The organism is Mesorhizobium huakuii (genome assembly GCF_014189455.1).
In the GTDB taxonomy this organism is placed as follows: Bacteria; Pseudomonadota; Alphaproteobacteria; order Rhizobiales; family Rhizobiaceae; genus Mesorhizobium; species Mesorhizobium huakuii_A.
Genome location: NZ_CP050296.1, coordinates 19750 through 39416 on the forward strand (window position 1 = coordinate 19750; position 19667 = coordinate 39416).

The 19667-nt window shown below is 64.4% G+C and carries 16 protein-coding genes; 9 read left to right on the top strand and 7 right to left on the bottom strand.

Annotation, left to right across the window (positions count from 1 at the left end):
- Window positions 1-7 precede the first annotated feature (7 nt).
- The 4 genes from HB778_RS00095 (at window position 8) to HB778_RS00110 (ending at window position 5491) form a co-directional block, all read left to right on the top strand.
- The gene (locus HB778_RS00095) at window positions 8-304 is read left to right on the top strand and encodes a sarcosine oxidase subunit delta (RefSeq protein ID WP_183460468.1); all 297 of its coding nucleotides are present in this window, start codon (window positions 8-10) and stop codon (window positions 302-304) included.
- Entirely contained in the window at window positions 301-3294 is a 2994-nt protein-coding gene (locus HB778_RS00100) for a sarcosine oxidase subunit alpha (protein WP_183460470.1), read from the top strand. The genes HB778_RS00095 and HB778_RS00100 overlap by 4 nt, the downstream gene beginning before the upstream one ends.
- On the top strand, window positions 3287-3874 hold the full coding sequence (locus tag HB778_RS00105) for a sarcosine oxidase subunit gamma (RefSeq protein WP_183460472.1): 588 nt from the start codon (window positions 3287-3289) through the stop codon (window positions 3872-3874). Before HB778_RS00100 ends, HB778_RS00105 begins: the two co-directional genes overlap by 8 nt.
- Window positions 3875-4048: 174 nt before the next feature.
- Entirely contained in the window at window positions 4049-5491 is a 1443-nt protein-coding gene (locus HB778_RS00110; protein WP_183460475.1) for an MFS transporter, read from the top strand.
- 10 nt (window positions 5492-5501) lie between these two features.
- Here the strand turns inward: HB778_RS00110 and HB778_RS00115 are convergent, their stop codons facing one another.
- Window positions 5502-6206 carry a nitroreductase gene (locus HB778_RS00115; protein WP_183460477.1) on the bottom strand — a complete coding sequence of 235 codons (705 nt, stop codon included), beginning with the start codon at window positions 6204-6206 and terminating at the stop codon, window positions 5502-5504.
- A 171-nt stretch (window positions 6207-6377) separates the two neighbouring features.
- On the opposite strand from HB778_RS00115, the gene HB778_RS00120 reads away from it, so the two are divergent.
- The 5 genes from HB778_RS00120 to HB778_RS00140 are packed head-to-tail and all read left to right on the top strand — an operon-like array spanning window position 6378 to window position 13969.
- The gene (locus tag HB778_RS00120; protein WP_183460479.1) at window positions 6378-6974 is read left to right on the top strand and encodes a helix-turn-helix domain-containing protein; all 597 of its coding nucleotides are present in this window, start codon (window positions 6378-6380) and stop codon (window positions 6972-6974) included.
- A gap of 21 nt (window positions 6975-6995) precedes the next feature.
- The gene (locus HB778_RS00125; protein WP_183460482.1) at window positions 6996-9449 is read left to right on the top strand and encodes a GcvT family protein; all 2454 of its coding nucleotides are present in this window, start codon (window positions 6996-6998) and stop codon (window positions 9447-9449) included.
- Window positions 9446-10351, top strand: a complete 906-nt coding sequence (locus HB778_RS00130; protein ID WP_183460484.1) for a homocysteine S-methyltransferase family protein — start codon at window positions 9446-9448, stop codon at window positions 10349-10351. Before HB778_RS00125 ends, HB778_RS00130 begins: the two co-directional genes overlap by 4 nt.
- Window positions 10344-11525 carry a pyridoxal phosphate-dependent aminotransferase gene (locus HB778_RS00135; RefSeq protein ID WP_183460486.1) on the top strand — a complete coding sequence of 394 codons (1182 nt, stop codon included), beginning with the start codon at window positions 10344-10346 and terminating at the stop codon, window positions 11523-11525. The genes HB778_RS00130 and HB778_RS00135 overlap by 8 nt, the downstream gene beginning before the upstream one ends.
- The gene (locus tag HB778_RS00140) at window positions 11522-13969 is read left to right on the top strand and encodes a GcvT family protein (RefSeq protein WP_183460489.1); all 2448 of its coding nucleotides are present in this window, start codon (window positions 11522-11524) and stop codon (window positions 13967-13969) included. Before HB778_RS00135 ends, HB778_RS00140 begins: the two co-directional genes overlap by 4 nt.
- Before the next feature lie 146 nt (window positions 13970-14115).
- Here HB778_RS00140 and HB778_RS00145 read toward each other — a convergent pair whose 3' ends face one another.
- From HB778_RS00145 to HB778_RS00170, 6 genes are read right to left on the bottom strand one after another with little or no spacing between them, the layout of a single operon-like run.
- Window positions 14116-14703 carry an NAD(P)H-dependent oxidoreductase gene (locus HB778_RS00145; RefSeq protein WP_183460492.1) on the bottom strand — a complete coding sequence of 196 codons (588 nt, stop codon included), beginning with the start codon at window positions 14701-14703 and terminating at the stop codon, window positions 14116-14118.
- A complete protein-coding gene (locus tag HB778_RS00150) occupies window positions 14703-15284 on the bottom strand; it encodes an NAD(P)H-dependent oxidoreductase (protein ID WP_183460494.1) in 582 nt (193 codons plus the stop codon). The genes HB778_RS00145 and HB778_RS00150 overlap by 1 nt, the downstream gene beginning before the upstream one ends.
- Window positions 15284-16687, bottom strand: a complete 1404-nt coding sequence (locus HB778_RS00155) for an FAD-binding oxidoreductase (RefSeq protein WP_183464949.1) — start codon at window positions 16685-16687, stop codon at window positions 15284-15286. The genes HB778_RS00150 and HB778_RS00155 overlap by 1 nt, the downstream gene beginning before the upstream one ends.
- A complete protein-coding gene (locus tag HB778_RS00160) occupies window positions 16687-17988 on the bottom strand; it encodes a cytosine deaminase (protein WP_183460496.1) in 1302 nt (433 codons plus the stop codon). Before HB778_RS00160 ends, HB778_RS00155 begins: the two co-directional genes overlap by 1 nt.
- Window positions 17989-17992: 4 nt before the next feature.
- On the bottom strand, window positions 17993-18844 hold the full coding sequence (locus tag HB778_RS00165; protein ID WP_183460498.1) for an ABC transporter permease: 852 nt from the start codon (window positions 18842-18844) through the stop codon (window positions 17993-17995).
- Window positions 18831-19655, bottom strand: coding sequence for an ABC transporter ATP-binding protein (locus HB778_RS00170; RefSeq protein ID WP_183460500.1), 825 nt, complete (start codon window positions 19653-19655; stop codon window positions 18831-18833). The genes HB778_RS00165 and HB778_RS00170 overlap by 14 nt, the downstream gene beginning before the upstream one ends.
- Between the last annotated feature and the right edge of the window lie 12 nt (window positions 19656-19667).

The following is a 19667-nucleotide window of genomic DNA, read 5'->3' on the forward strand; positions in this document are numbered from 1 at the left end:
ACATCCTGTGCTGATCACTTGCCCCTATTGCGGCCCGCGCGACGTCATCGAGTTCACCTATCAGGGTGACGGCAACCGCGAACGTCCCGACCCCGCCTCGCAGAATTTCGAGGCATGGAACGCCTATGTCTATGACCGGCTGAATCCAGCCGGCGACCACAATGAGATATGGCAGCATTCCGGCGGCTGCCGCGCGCATTTGCGCGTCGTGCGCAACACGCTGACGCACGAGATTTCGAGCGTCGCTTTCGCGAGCGGCGATCATGGCTCGACCGCGCGCCGCAAGGCGGAGGACAAGCCATGAGCCCGCGCCGCACCGACACTGGCGGCCGCATCGACCGGCTGAAAACGATCCGCTTCACCTTCGACGGCGTTGCCTATACCGGCCATGCCGGTGACACGCTGGCCTCCGCCCTGCTGGCCAAGGGCGTCACGCTTTTCGGGCGCTCGTTCAAATACCACCGTCCGCGCGGCCTGCTGACCGCGGGTGTCGAGGAGCCGAATGCGCTGGTGACGGTGCTGAAGGGCGAGGTGCGCGAGCCCAACATTGCGGCGACCATGGTCGAGATCCATGACGGGCTGGTCGCCGTCAGCCAGAACCGCTTTCCGTCGCTGGCCTGGGACGTCAACGCCGTCAACCAGCTTGGCGGCAAGATCCTGTCCGCCGGCTTCTACTACAAGACCTTCATGGGGCCGGTGATCGGTCCGCTGAAGGGCACGCGCTTCTGGATGTTCTGCGAGCACTTCATCCGCCGCGCCGCCGGTCTCGGCAGCGCCGGATCGGCAAAAGACCCCGCCCGCTACGAGCGTATGAATGCCTTTTGCGACGTGCTGGTGGTTGGCTCCGGCCCCGCCGGCCTGATGGCCGCCAAGGCCGCCGCCGATCAGGGCGCGCGCGTCATGCTGGCCGATCTCGAACCGCGTTTCGGCGGCTCGACCAACTGGTCCGGTGAAACCATCGATGGCGCACCCGCCGCCGAATGGGCGCGACGCACCGTCACTCAGCTCGAAGGCCGCGACAATGTCCGGCTTCTGCCACGCACCACGGTCTGGGGTTATTACGACAACAACACACTTGCAGCACTCGAACGGGTCAGCGACCACAAGGAGCAACCCGCCAAGGGCGAACCGCGCCACCGCTACTGGGCGATCCGCGCCAGATCCGTGGTGCTGGCCACCGGCGCCTTCGAACGGCCCCTGGTTTTCCCGGGCAATGACAGGCCGGGCGTGATGCTGGCACATGCCGCCGAGCGATACGTCAACGAATTCGGCGTGCTGTCGGGCGAGCGGATCGCGCTGTTCACCAACAATGACAGCGCCTATCGCGCGGCCGTTGCCTTGAAGAAGGCGGGCGCCGCGATCGTCGCCATCGCCGACGTCCGGTCCGAGCTTTCAGCCGAGATGCGCAAGCTGGCGACGGAAGCCGAGGCCGAGATCCTTGCCGGCCATGCCGTCGTCGCCACAGAAGGCGGCAAGGCGGTCTCCGGCATCAAGGTCCAGCGTTTCGACATGGTCACCGGCGCGCTCAGCGGCGATGAACGAAGCATCCATGCCGACTGCCTGCTGATGTCGGGCGGCTGGTCGCCGACCATCCATCTGGCCAGCCAGGCCGGCGCCAAAGCGGAATGGAATGCCGCGCGCCAGGCTTTCCTGCCGCCGAAGCCGACGCAGCAGTGGATCGGCGCCGGTGCCTTTACCGGCAGCTTTTCCACCGCCGAGGCGATCGCCGAAGGCCGGGCCGCCGGTCTTGCTGCCGCAGGTGGAACGAGCACGCCGGCGGCATTGCCCACGGTCGAAGCTCTACCCGGTGACCCCGATCCGGCGCCTGTCTTCGAGATCAGGGCCAAGGGCAAGAGCTTTGTCGACTTCCAGCACGACGTGACCGCCGAAGACGTGCGGCTGGCGCATCGCGAAGGCTTTGTCTCAGTCGAGCACCTGAAGCGCTACACCACACTCGGCATGGCGACCGACCAGGGCAAGAGCTCCAACGTTCCCGGCCTTGCCATCATGGCCGAGGCGCTCGGCAAGCCGATCCCCGAAGTCGGCACGACGCGCTTCCGGCCGCCCTTCGCGCCGGTATCGATCGGCTCGCTGGCGGCAGAGCGCTTTGACGACCTGAAGCCCGAGCGGCTGACGCCGATGCATGACTGGCACCTCGCCAATGGCGCGACCATGTATTCCGCCGGCCTCTGGTACCGGCCGATGATCTACGGACTTTCAGGCGAAACGATCGAGCAGGCCTATGTGCGCGAAGCCAGGGCGACGCGCGAAAGTGCCGGGATCGTCGATGTCTCGACGCTGGGCAAGATCGCCGTGCAGGGCCCCGACGCCGCTACCTTCCTCGACCGCGTCTACACCAACATGTTTTCGACGTTGGCCGTCGGCAAGGCGCGCTATGGGCTGATGCTGCGCGAGGACGGCTTTGCCTTCGACGACGGCACCACCTGGCGGCTCGGCGAACAGGATTTCCTGATGACCACCACCACGGCCAATGCCGGCAAGGTGATGCAGCATCTGGAATATTTCCTCGACGTGATCTGGCCGGAGCTGAAAGTCCACGTCACCTCGGTGACCGACGAATGGGCGGGCGCCGCGATTGGCGGACCGAAAGCGCGGGCAATCCTTGCCGCCTGCGTCACGGGCACCGCTGTCGACAATGCGACCTTGCCCTTCATGGGCATCGTGCGTGGCGAGATATCAGGCGTGCCGGTGATGATTTGCCGGCTGTCCTTCTCCGGCGAAATGGCCTTCGAGGTCTATTCAGGCGCCGGCCATGGCACCCATGTCTGGGAAGCCTTGATCGAAGCCGGCAAGCCGTTCGGGTTGGTCACCTACGGGCTCGAGGCGCTGGGCACGATGCGCATCGAGAAGGGCCATGTCACTGGCGCCGAGATCGACGGCCGCACCACGGCGCGCGACCTGCATCTCGACTGGATGCTGTCGAAGAAAAAGCCTTTCATCGGCTCGGCGATGATGGATCGCGAAGGCCTGATCGCGTCCGATCGGCTCGAACTGGTCGGCCTGATCGCACTCGACAACCGGCCGCTCAATGGCGGCGCGCACATTGTCGAAGCGTTGGACGAGGCCAATCCGCACGGCTCGATCGGCCATATCACCGCCTGCTGCTATTCGCCGGCGCTCGGCAAACATATTGCGCTGGCACTGGTCGAGGGCGGCAAGGCCAGGCACGGCACGCGCGCCCATGTCTCCGATCCCTTGCGCAACCGCTTCGGGCCGGTCGAGATCGTCTCCAACCATTTCTACGATCCTGAAGGGACCCGCATGCATGGTTGAGCGCCAATCCCCGCTTGAGCCGGAGTTTCATGTCGGCTCGCATGGCAATTTCGAGCATGGCGTCGAGATCCTCCTGACCGAGACGCGGCCGGGCTCGATCGTGCAGCTCGCCGCCTGGCCGGGTGAAGAGAAGACGCTGATCGCTGCCATCCGCGCCGTCACCGGGCTTGCCCTGCCCGATGGCGCCGGCGGTGGCCTGAGCGATGGCGTTAAGTCAGTGTTCGGCTTCGCGCCGGGAAAATTCACTGTCGCCGACGAGGCCGAACGGCTAGCCGCGGCTTTTGCCAAGGCGGTGACGCCTTCTATTGGCACGGTGACGGACCTGTCGCATGGCCGCACCGCCATCCGCATCGCCGGGCCGAAGGCCGAATGGATTCTGGCGAAATTCTTTGCCATCGACTTCGCGCTTACGGCCTTCCCGGTCGGCGCCGGCCGTTCGACCGCTCACCACGACGTCTTCGCCCAGATCCAGCGTACTGGCGCCGACCAGTTCGACATCTACGTCTTCCGCTCCTTCGCGCGTTCGTTCTGGAAGGCTCTCTGCCATGCCAGCGAGGAAGTCGGCTACGAAGTACAATAAGGCAGTGGCGGCATAGCCCATTTCGCCGCCGCTTCTGGCCTCAATGCCGGCCGGTTCTGCCGCTAGAGAATCGCGCCGTGGACGGCCATGGTGGAAAAACGTGGCCGCCCAATCGGCCCAAGGGATAAAAATCCCGTCTCAGACTCGGCACATTCGTTTGGTTCGAACATCCCCATGACCGCAGAACTATCCGCCGGCGCACCGGATCGCGCCGATGTGTCGGCCAGAGCCTTGCTTCTGCTGCCGCTGACGGTCGCCTGTGGCGTGTTCATGACCAGCCTCGACCAGAATGTCGTGGTGACGGCGCTGCCCGGCATCGGTGAAAGCCTCGCCCGACCGCCGAGCCAGCTCGGCCTTCTGATCACCGTCTATGTCGCCAGCCTGATCATCTCTATGCCGCTCGGCGGCTGGGCCGCCGACCGCTTCGGCCTGCGCAACGTCTACTGCTTTGCCTTGCTGGTGTTCGCCGGCTCGTCGGCGCTGTGCGGACTGTCCGACAACATCTGGACGCTGGTCGGCGCCCGCGCGCTGCAGGGATTTGGCGGCGCGCTGATGGGCACGCTCGGCCAGGTCGTCATCCTGTCGAGCTTCCCGCGCAACCGGACGCTGAAGATCAATATGTATATTTCGGTGGCCAGCCAGACCGGACCGCTGGTCGGGCCACTCGTCGGCGGCGCGCTGACCACCTACATTTCCTGGCGCTGGATCTTCTTCATCAATGTGCCGTTCGCTCTGGCGGCTGCGATCCTTGCCGCCTCACTGTTTCCGACCGTGACCAAGCCCGTGCGCACACGCTTCGATTTTCCAGGCTTCCTGCTGGTCGGCAGCGGCATGATCCTGCTGGTGTTCGGCATGGACTCGCTTGCAGCCAAAGACGCCGCCGCCGGCATGATCGCCGGTGAGCTGGCGCTGGCGGTCATCATCCTGTCGATCGCCTCGCTCTACTGCCTGCGCGTGCCCAATCCCCTACTCGACCTCAAGCTCCTGCGCATCCGCACCTTCCGCATCTCGTTCCTCACCGGCGGCGGGCTGGACACGATCGGCCTCAGCTCCGTCGCCTTCCTGCTGCCGCTGATGTTCCAGCTCGGTTTCGGCATGAGTGCGGTGCAGGCGGGATCGCTGACCTTCGTTGCTGCGCTCGGCTCGGTGATCATGCGTTTCTTCATGCCGCGCGTCCTCAACCGGTTCGGCTTCCGCCGCGTGCTGGTCTTCAACACGCCGTTCGTGGCCGCCATGGTTGCCGGCTTCGCCTTGATGCAGGCGACGACGCCGGTCTGGATCGTGCTTGGCTATATCTTTGCTTTCGGCGTCTTTCGCTCCATACAATGGGCGTCGACCGGTAACCTCGCCTATTCCGACATCGCCCCCGAACAGCTCGCCCGCTTCAGCGCCCTCTATTACATACTCTGGCAGCTCGCGGTGGCGGTCAGTGTCGGGCTGGCGGCAGCGATGCTGTCGTTCCTGGCCGGCGGCGGGCCTGCCGTGACCAATGATTTCCGCATCCTGTTCGCGGTCGAGGGCGTCATCACGCTCTGCGCGCTGCTTGCCTACCTCAAGCTGACGCCGCAGGACGGCGCCCATGTCAGCGGGCACGGCCTGCAGATGAATACCGAATAAGGCATGCCGCCTATTCGCTGAACGTCACCCACTCTTCCAGCGGCACGCGGTCGGTGCGGAAGGCGTTTTCCGGCTTGGACGTGTCCTCATAGCCGAGTGCCATGCCGCAGACGACGATCTCCTCATCGGGAATGTTGAGCACCGGCCGGATCTGCCGGTGATAGGGCGCGAAGGCGGCCTGCGGGCAGGTGTGCAGGCCCCTGCCCCGCGCCGCGACCATGATGTTCTGCAGGAACATGCCGTAGTCGATCCACGAGCCCTGGTTGAGGCGGCGATCGATGGTGAAGATCATGCCGATCGGCGCGTCGAAGAAGACGAAGTTGCGGTCATGCTGGGCACGCATCTTGTCGACCTCGCGGCGGCCAATGCCAAGCGCACCATAGAGGCCGAAACCGTTGGCACGGCGGCGCGTAAGATAAGGCTCGAAGAACTGGGTGGGATAGTAGCGATACTCGTCCCAGTCAGCCTTTTCGGCGCGGATACCGGAATTCAGGATAGCATCCGATATCTGTTGCTTGGTCTCGCCCTTGGTGACGTAGACCCGCCATGGCTGCATGTTGGTGCCAGACGGCGCGCGTGCCGCAACGGCCAGAATGTCGCGGATGGTGTCGTCGTCGATCATGTCGGGCAGAAACGCGCGCACCGAACGGCGCGACAGGATCGCCTCGTCGACGATCTCGGCCTCATCCGCGATTCGAGCCTTCTTTTCCAACATGGGCCGTCCCTTAGCCTTTGTGTCGATCGGACGTCCCCACTCGCCGCTCGCGGCCGAGCCTTTGCATGAACCGTCAAAATCCTGCAAGCAAATCTTGAGCATTGGTGAAAATCTACTTGATTTTTTCATGAGCTTGATCTCTCATGAAATTCGGATGGAAATTTTCATGAAATGAGCGTCCTGCCTTCCACTACCCCGCGAACATTGCAGGGACCTGACGAACGCGTGCTGGCCAGCGATATCAGGGCGCTGCGCCGGGCACGCGGGCTGACGCTCGCCGAGATCGCCCTGAAACTCGGCCGCTCGGTCGGCTGGGTCAGCCAGGTCGAACGCGGCCTGTCGACGCCGTCGCTCAGCGATCTCAGGGCCTTCGCCGAGCTGTTCGGCGTGCCGATCAGCCTGTTCTTCAGCCATGACGTACCGGTCGAGAGCGAGCGCGGCGTGGTGGTGCGGGCCGGCAGGCGCCGCACGCTTGGCACCAGCGAATCCGGCCTGGTGGAAGAACTCCTGTCGCCCGATCTCGGTGGTAGCTTCGAGATGGTGCGCTCGATCTTCGCGCCGGGCGCGGAGATGAAGACCCAGCAGCTGCGGCCGACCGAGGAAGCCGGCTATCTCGCCTCGGGCATTTTCGAGATCGAGATAGCTGGTATCTGGCACCGGCTCGGCGAAGGTGATTCCTTCCGCTTCGAAGGCAAGCCCTATCGCTGGCGCAATCCAGGCACCGAGCCGGCGGTTGTCATCTGGGTGGTTTCGCCACCGGTTTATTGAAATAAGACTTGGGAGAACAACATGGCGGGTTTGCCGAGCACGGCGCGCGTGGTGATCATCGGAGGTGGCGTTGTCGGCACCTCCTCGCTCTATCATCTTGCCAAAGCGGGCTGGACCGACTGCGTGCTCTTGGAAAAGAACGAGCTGACCTCAGGCTCGACCTGGCATGCCGCCGGCAATGTGCCGACCTTCTCCTCGTCCTGGTCGCTGATGAACATGCAGCGCTATTCGACCGAGCTCTACCGGGGCCTCGCCGACGCGGTCGACTATCCCATGAACTATCACGTCACCGGCTCGCTGCGTCTCGCCCACTCCTGGGAGCGGATGCAGGAATTCCAGCGTGCCAAGGGTATGGGCCGCTACCAGGGCATGGACATCGACGTGGTCGGCGTCGACGAGATCAAGCTGCGCTATCCCTTCATCGAGACGCACGACCTGAAGGGCGCGCTCTATGACCCGAGCGACGGCGACATCGATCCGGCGCAGTTGACCCAGGCGCTGGCCAAGGGCGCGCGCGATTTGGGCGCCAAGATCATCCGCTTCTGTCCTGTGTCAGGCGTGCGCCGCGAGAAGGACGAATGGGTGGTGGCCACGCCGCAGGGCGAGATCCGCTGCGAAATCGTCGTCAATGCCGCCGGTTACCGTGCCGCCGAGGTCGGCAGGATGTTCGGCCGCGAAGTGCCGATGATGGTGATGAGTCACCAATACATCCTGTTCGAGGAAATCCCCGAACTCGCCGCCTGGTCGAAGGAACAGGGCAAGAAACTGCCGCTGCTGCGCGATGTCGATACGTCCTATTATCTGCGCCAGGAAAAGGCCGGCATGAATCTCGGCCCCTATGAGCGCAATTGCCGCGCCCATTGGGCCACCCCTGGCGATCCGATGCCGGAGGATTTTTCCTTCCAGCTCTTCCCCGACGATCTCGACCGGCTGGAACATTACCTGGCCGACGCCGTCGCCCGCGTGCCGATCCTGGGCACCGCCGGTCTGTCCAAGGTCATCAATGGCCCGATCCCCTATGCGCCGGACGGCAATCCGCTGATCGGGCCGATGCCTGGCGTGCCCAATGCCTTCGAGGCCTGCGTCTTCACCTTCGGCATTGCGCAAGGCGGCGGCGCCGGCAAGGTGCTGGCCGAATGGGTGACGCAAGGCCAGACGGAATGGGACATGTGGTCCTGCGATCCGCGCCGCTTCACGTCCTTTGCCTCGGCGCCGGACTATTGCGTCGCCAAGGGTCTGGAAATCTACGGCAATGAATACGCCATCCAGTTCCCACGCCACGCATGGCCGGAGGGGCGCGACCGGAAACTGTCGCCGATCCACGATCGCATCAAGGCGTTCGGCGGCCGCTTCGATGCCTATAATGGCTGGGAGCGCGCCACCTGGTACGCGAAAGACGGCGACGACATTTCCGAGGAAGCCACGCTGACCTTCCGCCGCGACGGGCCCTGGCAGCATCGCGTGCGCGAGGAGTGCCTGGCCGTGCGCGACGCCGCCGGCATACTCGACCTGCCCGGCTTCTCACGCTTCAACCTGGAGGGCCCCGGCGCCGCCGAATGGCTGAGCCTGCAGGTCACCGGATTGGTGCCGAAGCCCGGCCGCATCGGCTTGGTCTACTTCGCCGACGACAAGGGCCGCATCGTCACCGAAATGTCCGTCGTGCGCCACAGCGAGGATCAGATGACGCTGATCACCGCGGCGGTCGCGCAATGGCACGATTTCGAATGGCTGAAATCGCGCATGCCCAGGGATGCGGCCTTTACGCTGACCGACCGCACAGAGGACTATTCCACCCAGATCCTGGCCGGCCCCAACTCGCGGAAAATCCTCGCCGATGTCTGCGACGCCGACCTCACTCTGCCCTGGCTGACACATCAGGAAACGAAGATCGCCGGCCGCTGGGCGAAGCTGGTGCGCGTGTCCTTCGCCGGCGAACTCGGCTGGGAAATCCACACCAAGGTCGGCGACACCGCCGCCATCTTCGACGCCATCTGGGCGGCCGGTCAGAAGCACGGGCTGAAGCCGTTCGGTATGTATGCGCTGGATTCGCTCAGGCTGGAAAAAGGCTACCGCACCTGGAAGGGCGATCTGTCGACCGACTATTCCATCCTGCAGGGCGGGCTGGAGCGCTTCGTCAAATGGGAGAAGCCCGACTTCCGCGGCAAGGCCGCACTTCAGAACGAAAAGCAGCAAGGCGTGAAGAAGCGTTTCGTCACGCTGGTGGTCGAGAACCCCGGCGATTGCGATGCGCCCTACATGTCGACGCTGTGGCATGGCGGCCAGATCGTCGGCGAGACCACCTCAGGCGGCTGGGGCCATCGCGTCGACAAGTCCATCGCGCTCGGCATGCTGCGGATGGATTTGACCGAGCCCGGCACCTCAGTCGAGGTCGAAATCTTCGGCGACCGTTTCCAGGCGGTGGTGCAGAAGGATGAGCCGCTCTGGGATCCCAGAAACGAAAGGCTGCGCGCATGAAGAATGTCATCCTCACCGATGGTGGCATGGGCCAGGAACTGGTCCGCCGCAGCAAATCCGAGCCGACGCCATTGTGGTCGGCCAGGGTGCTGATCGACGAACCCGATCTGGTGCGTGACCTCCACGCGGAATTCATCCGCGCCGGCGCGCGCGTCATCACCATCAACACCTATTCGGCGACACCTGAGCGCCTGGCGCGCGAGGGCGCCGAGGAGCTGTTCAAGCCGCTGCAGAGGCGCGGCATCGAGCTGGCCAGGCAGGCTCGCGACGAAGCCGGCGACGCAGCGGTCGCCGGCTGCCTGTCACCGCTTTTCGGCAGCTACGCCCCGGCGCTGATCATTTCCTACAAGGAGACGCTCGACATCTACCGCCGCATCGTTGCTGAGCAGGCGGATGGCGTCGATCTCTTCCTGTGCGAGACCATGGCCTCGGCCAATGAGGCGCGCGCTGCCGTCACCGCCGCCTCGGAAAGCGGCAAGCCGGTCTGGGTGTCGTGGACGCTCGCCGATCATGGCGCACCGCGGCTGCGCAGCGGCGAAACAATCGCCGCCGCGGCCAGCGCGCTCGATGGCCTGCCGATAGCGGCGCGGCTGCTCAACTGCTGCCGGCCGGAAGCGATCGCCGCCGCCTTGCCTGAACTGATCGATCTCGGCGGCCCGGTCGGCGCCTATGCCAATGGCTTCACCTCCACTGAGGCGCTCAAGCACGGCGGTACCGTCGATGTGCTGCACGCCCGCCACGACCTCGGCCCGGACGCCTATGCCGAGCAGGCGATCGGTTGGGTGGAGGCAGGTGCCGACATCGTCGGCGGCTGTTGCGAAGTCGGACCGCCGCACATTGCCGCGCTGCGCGACCGACTGCAGCAGGATGGTTACGAAATTTCGGGAGTTTTGCATGCCTAGACCATCGTCGCGCATTTCCGGCATCGTGCCTTCGGGCAAGGATGGCTGGGAAGTCCATTCCGCCGCCTGGGCCCGCAAGGCAGCCGGCGAGGACATCATCATGCTGTCGGTCGGCGACCATGATTTCGACACGCCGTCGCAAACGATCGAGGCCTGCGTGGCCGCGGTCCGCGGCAGCAACCACCACTACACGCCGTTGCCCGGCCTGCCGCGCCTGCGCCAGGCGATGGCGGCAGCCTCCAGCGCCTGTACCGGCGTCGAGACGACGCCTGACCAGGTCATCGCCACGCCAGGCGGCCAGGCGGCACTTTACGCGGCCGTGCAGGCAGTTCTCGACCAGGGCGACCACGCCATCGTCATTGCCCCTTACTACGCCACCTATCCCAACACGTTCAGCGCCGCCGGCGCCAGTTTCACCGTCGTCGAGACGCCGGCCGAGGATGGTTTCCAGCCGCACGTCGACATGATCCGCGCGGCACTCAAGCCCAACACACGTGCCATCCTGATCAACACGCCGAACAACCCGACAGGTGCGGTCTATTCGCGCGAGCGGCTGGAACAGCTGGCCGAAATCTGCCGCGAGCACGACCTCTGGCTGCTCTCGGACGAGGTCTACTGGACGCTGGGCGGCGGCGAGCACGTCTCGCCGCGTTCGCTGCCCGGCATGGCCGAGCGCACGCTGGTCATCAATTCCATGTCCAAGAGCCATGGCATGACCGGCTGGCGCATGGGCTGGCTGACCGGTCCTGAAGCGATGATCACGCTGCTGATCAATCTCAACCTTGTGACCACCTACGGCCTGCCGGCCTTCATCTCGGTCGCCTGCGCGGAGGCGCTTGAGAACCATTACGGCGTGAAGGACATCGCCGAGCGCTACGCGGCGCGCCGTACCATCTTCCTCGATGCCGTGCGCGGCATGAACGATGTCAGCGTGCGCGGCTCCGAAGGCGGCATGTATGTGATGCTCGACATATCCGAGGTCGAACCTGACGACGAGAAATTCGCCTTCGCCTTCCTCGACAAGGAGAATGTCGGCGTGATGCCCGGCTCCAGCTTCGGCGAAGCCGCCGCCGGCCACATCCGCATCAGCCTCTGCCAGCCGGAGCCGATTCTCCAAGAAGCAGCACTGCGGCTGCGCCGTTTTGCTTCCAGCTATCGCCGCGAGGCCGCATGACCAAGACCATCCCCACCAAGGCCCGCGCCGTGATCATCGGTGGCGGCGTCTCCGGCTGTTCGGTCGCCTATCATCTGGCCAAGCTCGGTTGGACCGACATTGTGCTCCTGGAACGCAAGCAGCTGACCTCGGGCACGACATGGCATGCCGCCGGCCTGATCGGCCAGCTGCGCGGCTCGCAGAACATGACGCGGCTGGCGAAATATTCGGCCGACCTCTACGTCAAGCTGGAAGCCGAGACCGAAGTCGGCACCGGCATGCGCCAGGTCGGCTCGATCACCGTCGCGTTGACCGAGGAGCGCAAGCACGAGATCTACCGGCAGGCGTCGCTCGCCCGCGCCTTCGATGTCGATGTGCGCGAGATTTCTCCCAATGAAGTCAAAGAGATGTACCCGCATCTCAACGTGTCCGACGTCGTCGGCGCCGTCCACCTGCCGCTCGACGGCCAGTGCGATCCCGCCAACATCGCCATGGCGCTGGCCAAGGGCGCGCGTCAGCGCGGCGCCACCATCGTCGAGAATGTGAAGGTGACGAAGGTCCATACCAAAGCCGGCCGCGTCACCGGCGTGTCCTGGGCACAGGGCGAGGACCAAGGCACCATCGAAGCCGACATCGTCGTCAACTGCGCCGGCATGTGGGCGCGCGAACTCGGCGCGCAGAACGGCGTCACCATCCCGCTACACGCCTGCGAGCATTTCTATCTCGTCACCGAGCCGATCCCCGGCCTCTCCCGCCTGCCGGTGCTGCGCGTGCCGGACGAGTGCGCCTACTACAAGGAAGACGCCGGCAAGATGATGCTCGGCGCCTTCGAGCCGGTGGCCAAGCCATGGGGCATGGACGGCATCCGCGAGGATTTCTGCTTCGACCAGTTGCCCGAGGACATGGACCATTTCGAGCCGATCCTCGAAATGGGTGTCAACCGCATGCCGATGCTGGCCACCGCCGGCATCCACACCTTCTTCAACGGCCCCGAGAGTTTTACGCCCGACGACCGCTACTATCTCGGCGAGGCGCCGGAATTGTCCGGCTACTGGATGGCGACCGGCTACAATTCGATCGGCATCGTCTCCTCCGGCGGCGCCGGCATGGCGCTGGCGCAATGGATCAACGACGGCGAAGCGCCGTTCGATCTGTGGGAAGTCGACATCCGCCGCGCCCAGCCGTTCCAGAAGAACCGCCGCTATCTCAAGGAGCGCGTCTCCGAGACGCTCGGCCTGCTCTATGCCGACCATTTCCCCTATCGCCAGATGACGACATCCCGCAACGTCCGCCGCTCGCCTTTGCATGAGCATTTGAAAGCGCGCGGCGCCGTGTTCGGCGAAGTCGCCGGCTGGGAGCGCGCCAACTGGTTCGCCCGCGAGGGTCAGGAGCGCGAATACCGTTATTCCTGGAAGCGGCAGAACTGGTTCGACAACCAGCGCGAGGAGCACCTGGCCGTCCGCAACAAGGTCGGCCTGTTCGATATGACCTCGTTCGGCAAGATCCGTGTCGAGGGCCGCGATGCCTGTGCCTTCCTGCAAAAACTGTGCGCCAATGACATGGACGTGGCGCCGGGCAAGATCGTCTACACGCAAATGCTCAACCAGCGCGGCGGCATCGAAAGCGATCTCACCGTCTCGCGCCTGTCGGATACGGCCTACTTCCTCGTCGTGCCGGGTGCCACGCTGCAGCGCGACCTCGCCTGGCTGCGGCGGCATGTCGGCGAGGCGTTCGTCGTCATCACCGATGTGACTGTGGCTGAAAGCGTGCTCTGCCTGATGGGCCCGGATGCGCGAAAGCTGATACAAAAAGTCAGCCCCAACGACTTCTCCAATGAGAACAACCCATTCGGCACCTTCCAGGAGATCGAGATCGGAATGGGGCTGGCCCGCGCCCACCGCGTCACCTATGTCGGCGAACTCGGCTGGGAGCTCTATGTCTCGACCGACCAGGCTGCCCATGTCTTCGAGGCGATCGACGAGGCCGGCACCGATGTCGGCCTGAAACTCTGCGGCCTGCACACGCTGGATTCCTGCCGCATCGAAAAGGCTTTCCGCCATTTCGGACACGACATCACCGACGAGGATAACGTGCTGGAAGCCGGCCTTGGCTTCGCGGTGAAGACAGCCAAGGGCGATTTTCTCGGCCGCGATGCGGTCTTGAAGAAGAAGGACGCCGGGTTGAACCGCCGGCTGGTGCAGTTCCGGCTGAAAGACCCGCAGCCCCTGCTCTTCCACAATGAAGCGATCCTGCGCGACGGCAAGATCATCGGCCCGATCACCTCAGGCAATTACGGCCACCATCTCGGCGGTGCCATCGGGCTGGGCTATGTGCCCTGCCAGGGTGAGAGCGAGGCGGATGTGCTGGCTTCGTCCTACGAGATCGAAATCGCCGGCGAGCGGTTTGCGGCGGAGGCATCGCTGAAGCCGATGTATGATCCGAAGGCGGAAAGGGTGAAGATGTAGCTCCCTCTTCCTTCTCCCCTTGTGGGAGAAGGTGGATCGGCGCGCAGCGCCGAGACGGATGAGGGGTGCGCGACGAAGCGCGACTTGAAAAGATTGAAGGATCTCAAGCACTTACTCCAACAAGACAGAGATCCTTCGCGCATCCCTCAAAACCTTGCCAGCTTCGTCCGCACCTTTGCCAGAAACGCCGCCCGCGTTGCCGGCGTCGAGGCATCCATCAAATAATGCGCCAGGAAGAACGTCTTGCAGCGTCTCGCGCACAGGGCTCGCATGCCGCGCAGCAAGGTCTTGCGTCCGGGCTGGCCGACGACGACGCTCCACCAGGTCGGCGCGCCGCAGGTGGTGATGACGCCGACCTTGCTGACATGCGTCATCAGCGATTTGATCCGCCCCTTGCCCGCCGGCAGCTTGAAGGCGACGTCCGTCGCCCACACGCGGTCGAGCCAGCCCTTCAGCATCGCCGGCAGCCCGTACCACCAGGTCGGATAGACGAACAGTATCGCTTCGGCCCAGTTGAGCAGTTCGAAATGCGGCTTCAGCGCCGGATCCTGCGGCGCCTGGTTGTTATAGCTGCGCCGTTCCTCGCAGCCCATCACCGGATCGAATTTCTCGGCATAGAGGTCGAGCAACCGCACCTCCCAGCCCCTTGCCTTCAGCACGTCCACTGCGGTGTCGCGAATCGACGCACAGAAGCTCTCGGGCACCGGATGGCAATAGACCACGAGGACCCGCATCAGAATGCATCCATGCTCGCGGCAACCTTCGCCATGAAGGACTTCCGTGTTTGGTCGGTCGACAGGTTCATCGCGTAGTGCGCGAGGTAGGTCACCGGCGCGCCCGGCTTTACGGTGGCGCGCAGCATGCGCTTGATCAGCCTGCGCGGCGGATCAGCCATCACAATGGCGCGGAACCGGCTGCCGCCATAGGTGGTGACGGCCGCGACCTTCCTGATGTTGTGCAGCGACGGCTGCACCTTGCCGTCGACCAGCCTGAACGACACGCCGGGCAGGAAGACACGGTCGAAGAAGCCTTTCAGGATCGCGGGAAAGCCGTAATTCCAGACCGGATAGGAAAGCACCAGCGCTTCGGCGCGCAACAGGCGCTCGACATAGGGCGCCGCCGGATCCGCGGAGCCGCGCGGGTTGTGATAGTCCAGCCTCTCCTTGCGCATCAGCCGTGGGTCAAAATCCTCGGCGTAGAGGTCGCAGTCATCGACCGCGTGGCCGGCCGCCGTCAGCCGCTCGACGATCAGCCGGTGCAGGCCGGCATTGAAGCTGGTCTCGACCGGGTGGGCGTAGAGGACGAGGATGTTCATCAGCCTGCCTTTTGCAGCCCCTTGAACAGGAATGTTCGCCCCGACCGGTAGTCGTAGTCCGGATTTTCCCAGGCGATCATCTTGCCGGGGTTGAGCAGCCCTTGCGGATCTGTCTCTCGCTTGAAGGCGAGTTGCACGGCATCGGTCTGCTTCATGCCGCCCTCTTCCAGCGTGTAGCGGTGCGGGTTGAAGATCGGGCAGCCATTTTCCTCGTGCAGGCGCACGATCTCGTCGAGCCGCGCCTCGGTGGTGAACTTCACCAGCGGCAGGCCGAAACAGGTGATGTTGCCGTCCAGCCGGACGAATTCGAGATGCGAGAACACCTCGCCCGGAAACATCGCGTCCATCTTCTCGACCAGCGCCAGCTGGTTGGGAAAGGGATAGAGCGATTGCAGATAGGTGATGGCGGGATCGACGCGCAGCGCTCTCAGCGTGGTGTGGTTCCAGGCCAGCTCATAGGCCGGCGGCAGGCCCTTTTTCTCCCCTGGCGTCGCGGTCGAGGCATTGAAGATCACCTCGCCGCCCGCACGCCGGGTGAAGGCGAGGAAAGCATCAAGCCCATGCTGCGCCACCATGACGACGCAGATGCTTTGCCCTTCCCTGAAAAATTTCTTGTGGCGCTTGAAATAAAGCTGCGGCACCGGTGCGGCGATCGGCGTGATCAGCTTGGTCAGGATGCCGTCCTGGCACGCCAGCGCATTGCCGTAGCGCGCCGCGTCGATGAAGGCATCGAAGCCGACAATGACGTCGACCCACTCATAGGCCGCGGTCAGCGGCATCTCGACTTCGGTGATGATGCCATTGGTACCATAGGCGTGGGTGACCTTGTGCAAATCCTCACCGGTGAGTTCGAGCACTTTCGGCTCGGCCTCCATCGTCACCACGCGCAGGCGCAGCACATTGCCGAAATCGCGCAACCCGCCGAAATTGATCGAGCCGACGCCGCCCGAACCACCGGCGATGAAGCCGCCGATCGAGGCGGTGTTGTAGGTCGAGGGCGAGAGCCTGAGTTCCTGCCCGGAATGCGCGCGTGTTGCCTTGTCGATATCGGCCAGCACCGCGCCCGGCCCGGTCACCACGCGCCCCGGCGCGATCGACTTGATCTCGTTCATCTCGGCCAGATTGAGCACGACGCCGCCCGACAGCGGCATCGCCTGGCCGTAATTGCCGGTACCGCTGCCGCGCGGCGTCACCGGCACGCCATGCCGGTGACAGGCGGCCAGCACGCGAATCAGTTCGGCCTCGGTCTTCGGCGTCACGATCAGATCGCCGGTGACATGGTCGAGCTGCTGTTTCAGCACCGGGCTGTACCAGTAGAAGTCGCGGCTCTTCTGCTGGACGATGGCCGGATTGTCGTCGAGCTTTATCCCGTCGAGATCGCGTTTGAGCGCCGAAACGTCCATCATTCCACCATCAATCCGTCGAGTTCGGCATAGTCGGGCAATTGCCGGTCGATCGCGCGGCCGGCGCGCACGACGATGCGATCCGATTCGGGCCGCGACAGCAATTCGGTCCAGCTTCGACCTTTGAACAGAATGAAGTCGGCATCGCCGCCGGCGGCAAGCGTGCCGAAACCATCGAGCCGCATCACCTTGGCTGGCGTCGCGGTGACCGCTTGCGGCCAATCGGCGACCGGATGATCGAAATGCAGGATGCGCGTCGCCATGCGATAGACCTCCAGCATGTCGAGATCGCCATAGGCATAGAAGGGATCACGCGTATTGTCGGACGCGACGGCGACCGGAATGCCCCTCGCCTTCATCTCATGCAGCAGCGTCACGCCGCGCCAGCGTGGCGTGGTCTGGTCCCCGCGCCGGTCCTGCAGGTAGAGATTGCACATCGGCAGCGACACGACCGCCAGCCCGGCCTTCGCCACCTTGTCGAGTGTGTCCAGCACCTCGAGGTCGGGTTGCCGCGCCAGCGAGCAGCAATGGCCGACCAATATCTTGCCCTCGAAGCCATTCCAGAGTGCCGCCTCGGCGATCTTCTTCAGCGAGATGGCAGCAATGTCGTCGGTCTCGTCGGCATGGAAATCGAGGTCGAGGCCATGCTTGATCGCTTGCGCGAAGACATGGTCGAGCAGCTCTTCCAGGTCCGGCACCATATAGGTGACGACGCCGAGCACGCCCTTGGCGGCAGCCACCCGTTTCGCCAGCCTGTCGAACCATTTTCTGTCGCGCACGCCCTCGATGCCGAGCAGGCAGGCGCCCTGCAATTCGATGCGACCGCGCCAGGTCTCGCGCATCGTTTCGAACACCGGCCAGGAGATTTCCTCTTGCGGCGCCACGCTGTCGAGATGGGTGCGCAGCGCCCTGGTGCCATGCGCGTGGGCCGAGCGCAGCGAGAAATCCATGCGCTTGGCCAGGTCCTCGGCGCTCCAGCGCGCGACGCGGTCGGCGCCGGCGGCGTTGAGCGCGCCCATGAAGGTGCCATCGGGATTCGGTTTTCTCGGCCAGATATGGCCCTTGTCGATATGCGTGTGACAATCGACGAAGCAGGGCAGCACGATGCGGCCGGCAAGGTCGACGGCGCCGGGTTGCATCGCGGCATGATCACTTACCGCGATAGTGGAGATCTTGCCGTCGGCGACGGCAAGATCGGCCAGCGCAAAGCCATCCCCGTCATAGGCCGCAACGAGCCCTGGCGTCAGCGACGCATGAAGCCGGGCATTGGCGAGCCGGTATGAAGCAGAGTTCGGTATCAAGGCCCTACCGCTCCTGCTTCAGTGCGCTCTCGTGCCAGCGCCGCAGAATGAGATGCGAGATCAGCGACAGCACGAGGAAGATCAGGATGCCGGTCAGCGAGATGAGGAACAGCGCCGCGAACAGCCTTGGCGCGTTGAGCCGGTAGCCGGCCTCGATGATGCGCGAGGCGAGCCCCGACGACTGGCCGGTGGTGCCGGCGACGAACTCGGCCACCACGGCGCCGATCAGCGACAGGCCGCCGGCGATCTTCAACCCGCCGAGGAAATACGGCATCGCCGCCGGCAGGCGGAGATAGCGCAGCTGCTGCCAGCGCGTCGCGCCGTTGAGCTTGAACAGGTCGCGCAGATTGCGGTCGACGGAGTTCAGGCCGAGCGTGGTGTTGGACAGGATCGGGAAGAAAGCGACGATCCAGGCGCAGAGCAGAAGCTTGGTGGTCTGGTTGTTCACATAGATGTTGATCAGCGGAAAGATCGCCACGATCGGCGTCACCTGCAGCACGATGGCGAACGGGAAGAACGACATCTCGACCCATTTCGATTGCGCGAACAGCACCGACAGGCCGACGCCGCCGATGACGGCCAAAGCCAGGCTGAGGAAGGTGATGCGCAAGGTGACCAGCAGCGAGGAGAACAAAAGGCCGGCATCGTTGTAGAGCGTCTGCAGCACCACGCCCGGGCGCGGCAGGATGTATTGCGGGATCTCGTTCCAGACACAGATGCGGTCCCACAGGCAGATCGCCAGGATCATAATCGCCAGCGGCAGAACCCAGCGGCCGATGCGCTCGAACCGCTCCTGGCGCACACGCCGTGCTTCCTCGGGGTCGAGCTTGAGCACCCTATCGTCAATGGCCGTCATGATGCGCGCCCGCGGTTGAGTTGATGGCATTGACCAGCACGTCGGAAGCCTGACGGCAAAGGGCTGCATAGTCGGGCGAGGTGCGAAACACCTCGTCGCGCGGATAGGAGGCCTCGATGGCGAGTTCGTCGAACACCCTGCCCGGCCGCGCCGCCATGACCACGACGCGGTTCGAAAGAAACACGCTTTCAAACACGCTGTGGGTGACGAAGACGACGGTGAAGCGTTCGTCCTGCCACAGCTCCAGCAGGTCATTGTTGAGCTTGAAGCGAGTGATCTCGTCCAGTGCCGCGAACGGCTCGTCCATCAACAGCACGCGCGGCTTGGTCACCATGGCACGCGCGATCGACACCCGCATCTTCATGCCGCCGGACAATTCGCGCGGCACGGCGTCCTCGAAGCCGGTCAGATGAACCCGCGCCAGCATCTCAGTGATCGCCGGCGCAGCCTTGGCGCGGGAAATGCCTTTCAGCCTGAGCGGCAGCCAGACATTGTCGAAGACGCTGGCCCAAGGCAGCAGCGTCGGCTCCTGGAAGACGAAGCCGATATTGGCGCGGTCGAGCGAGCCGCCGCCGCGCCAGTCGAGCACGCCGGAGGTCGGCGTCGACAGGCCGGCAATCAGCCGCAGCGCCGTCGACTTGCCGCAGCCGGACGGCCCGAGCAGGCTGAGGAAATCGCCTTCCCGGATCGTCAGGTCGACATTGCTCAACGCCGTCACGCCGTTGGAAAACACCTTGCCGACGCCGCGCAGCGCCAGCAAGGTCGGAGCGACGTCCGATGCCGGCGCTCGCGCCACTTTTTCCCCTATCATGCCCAGGCTGGC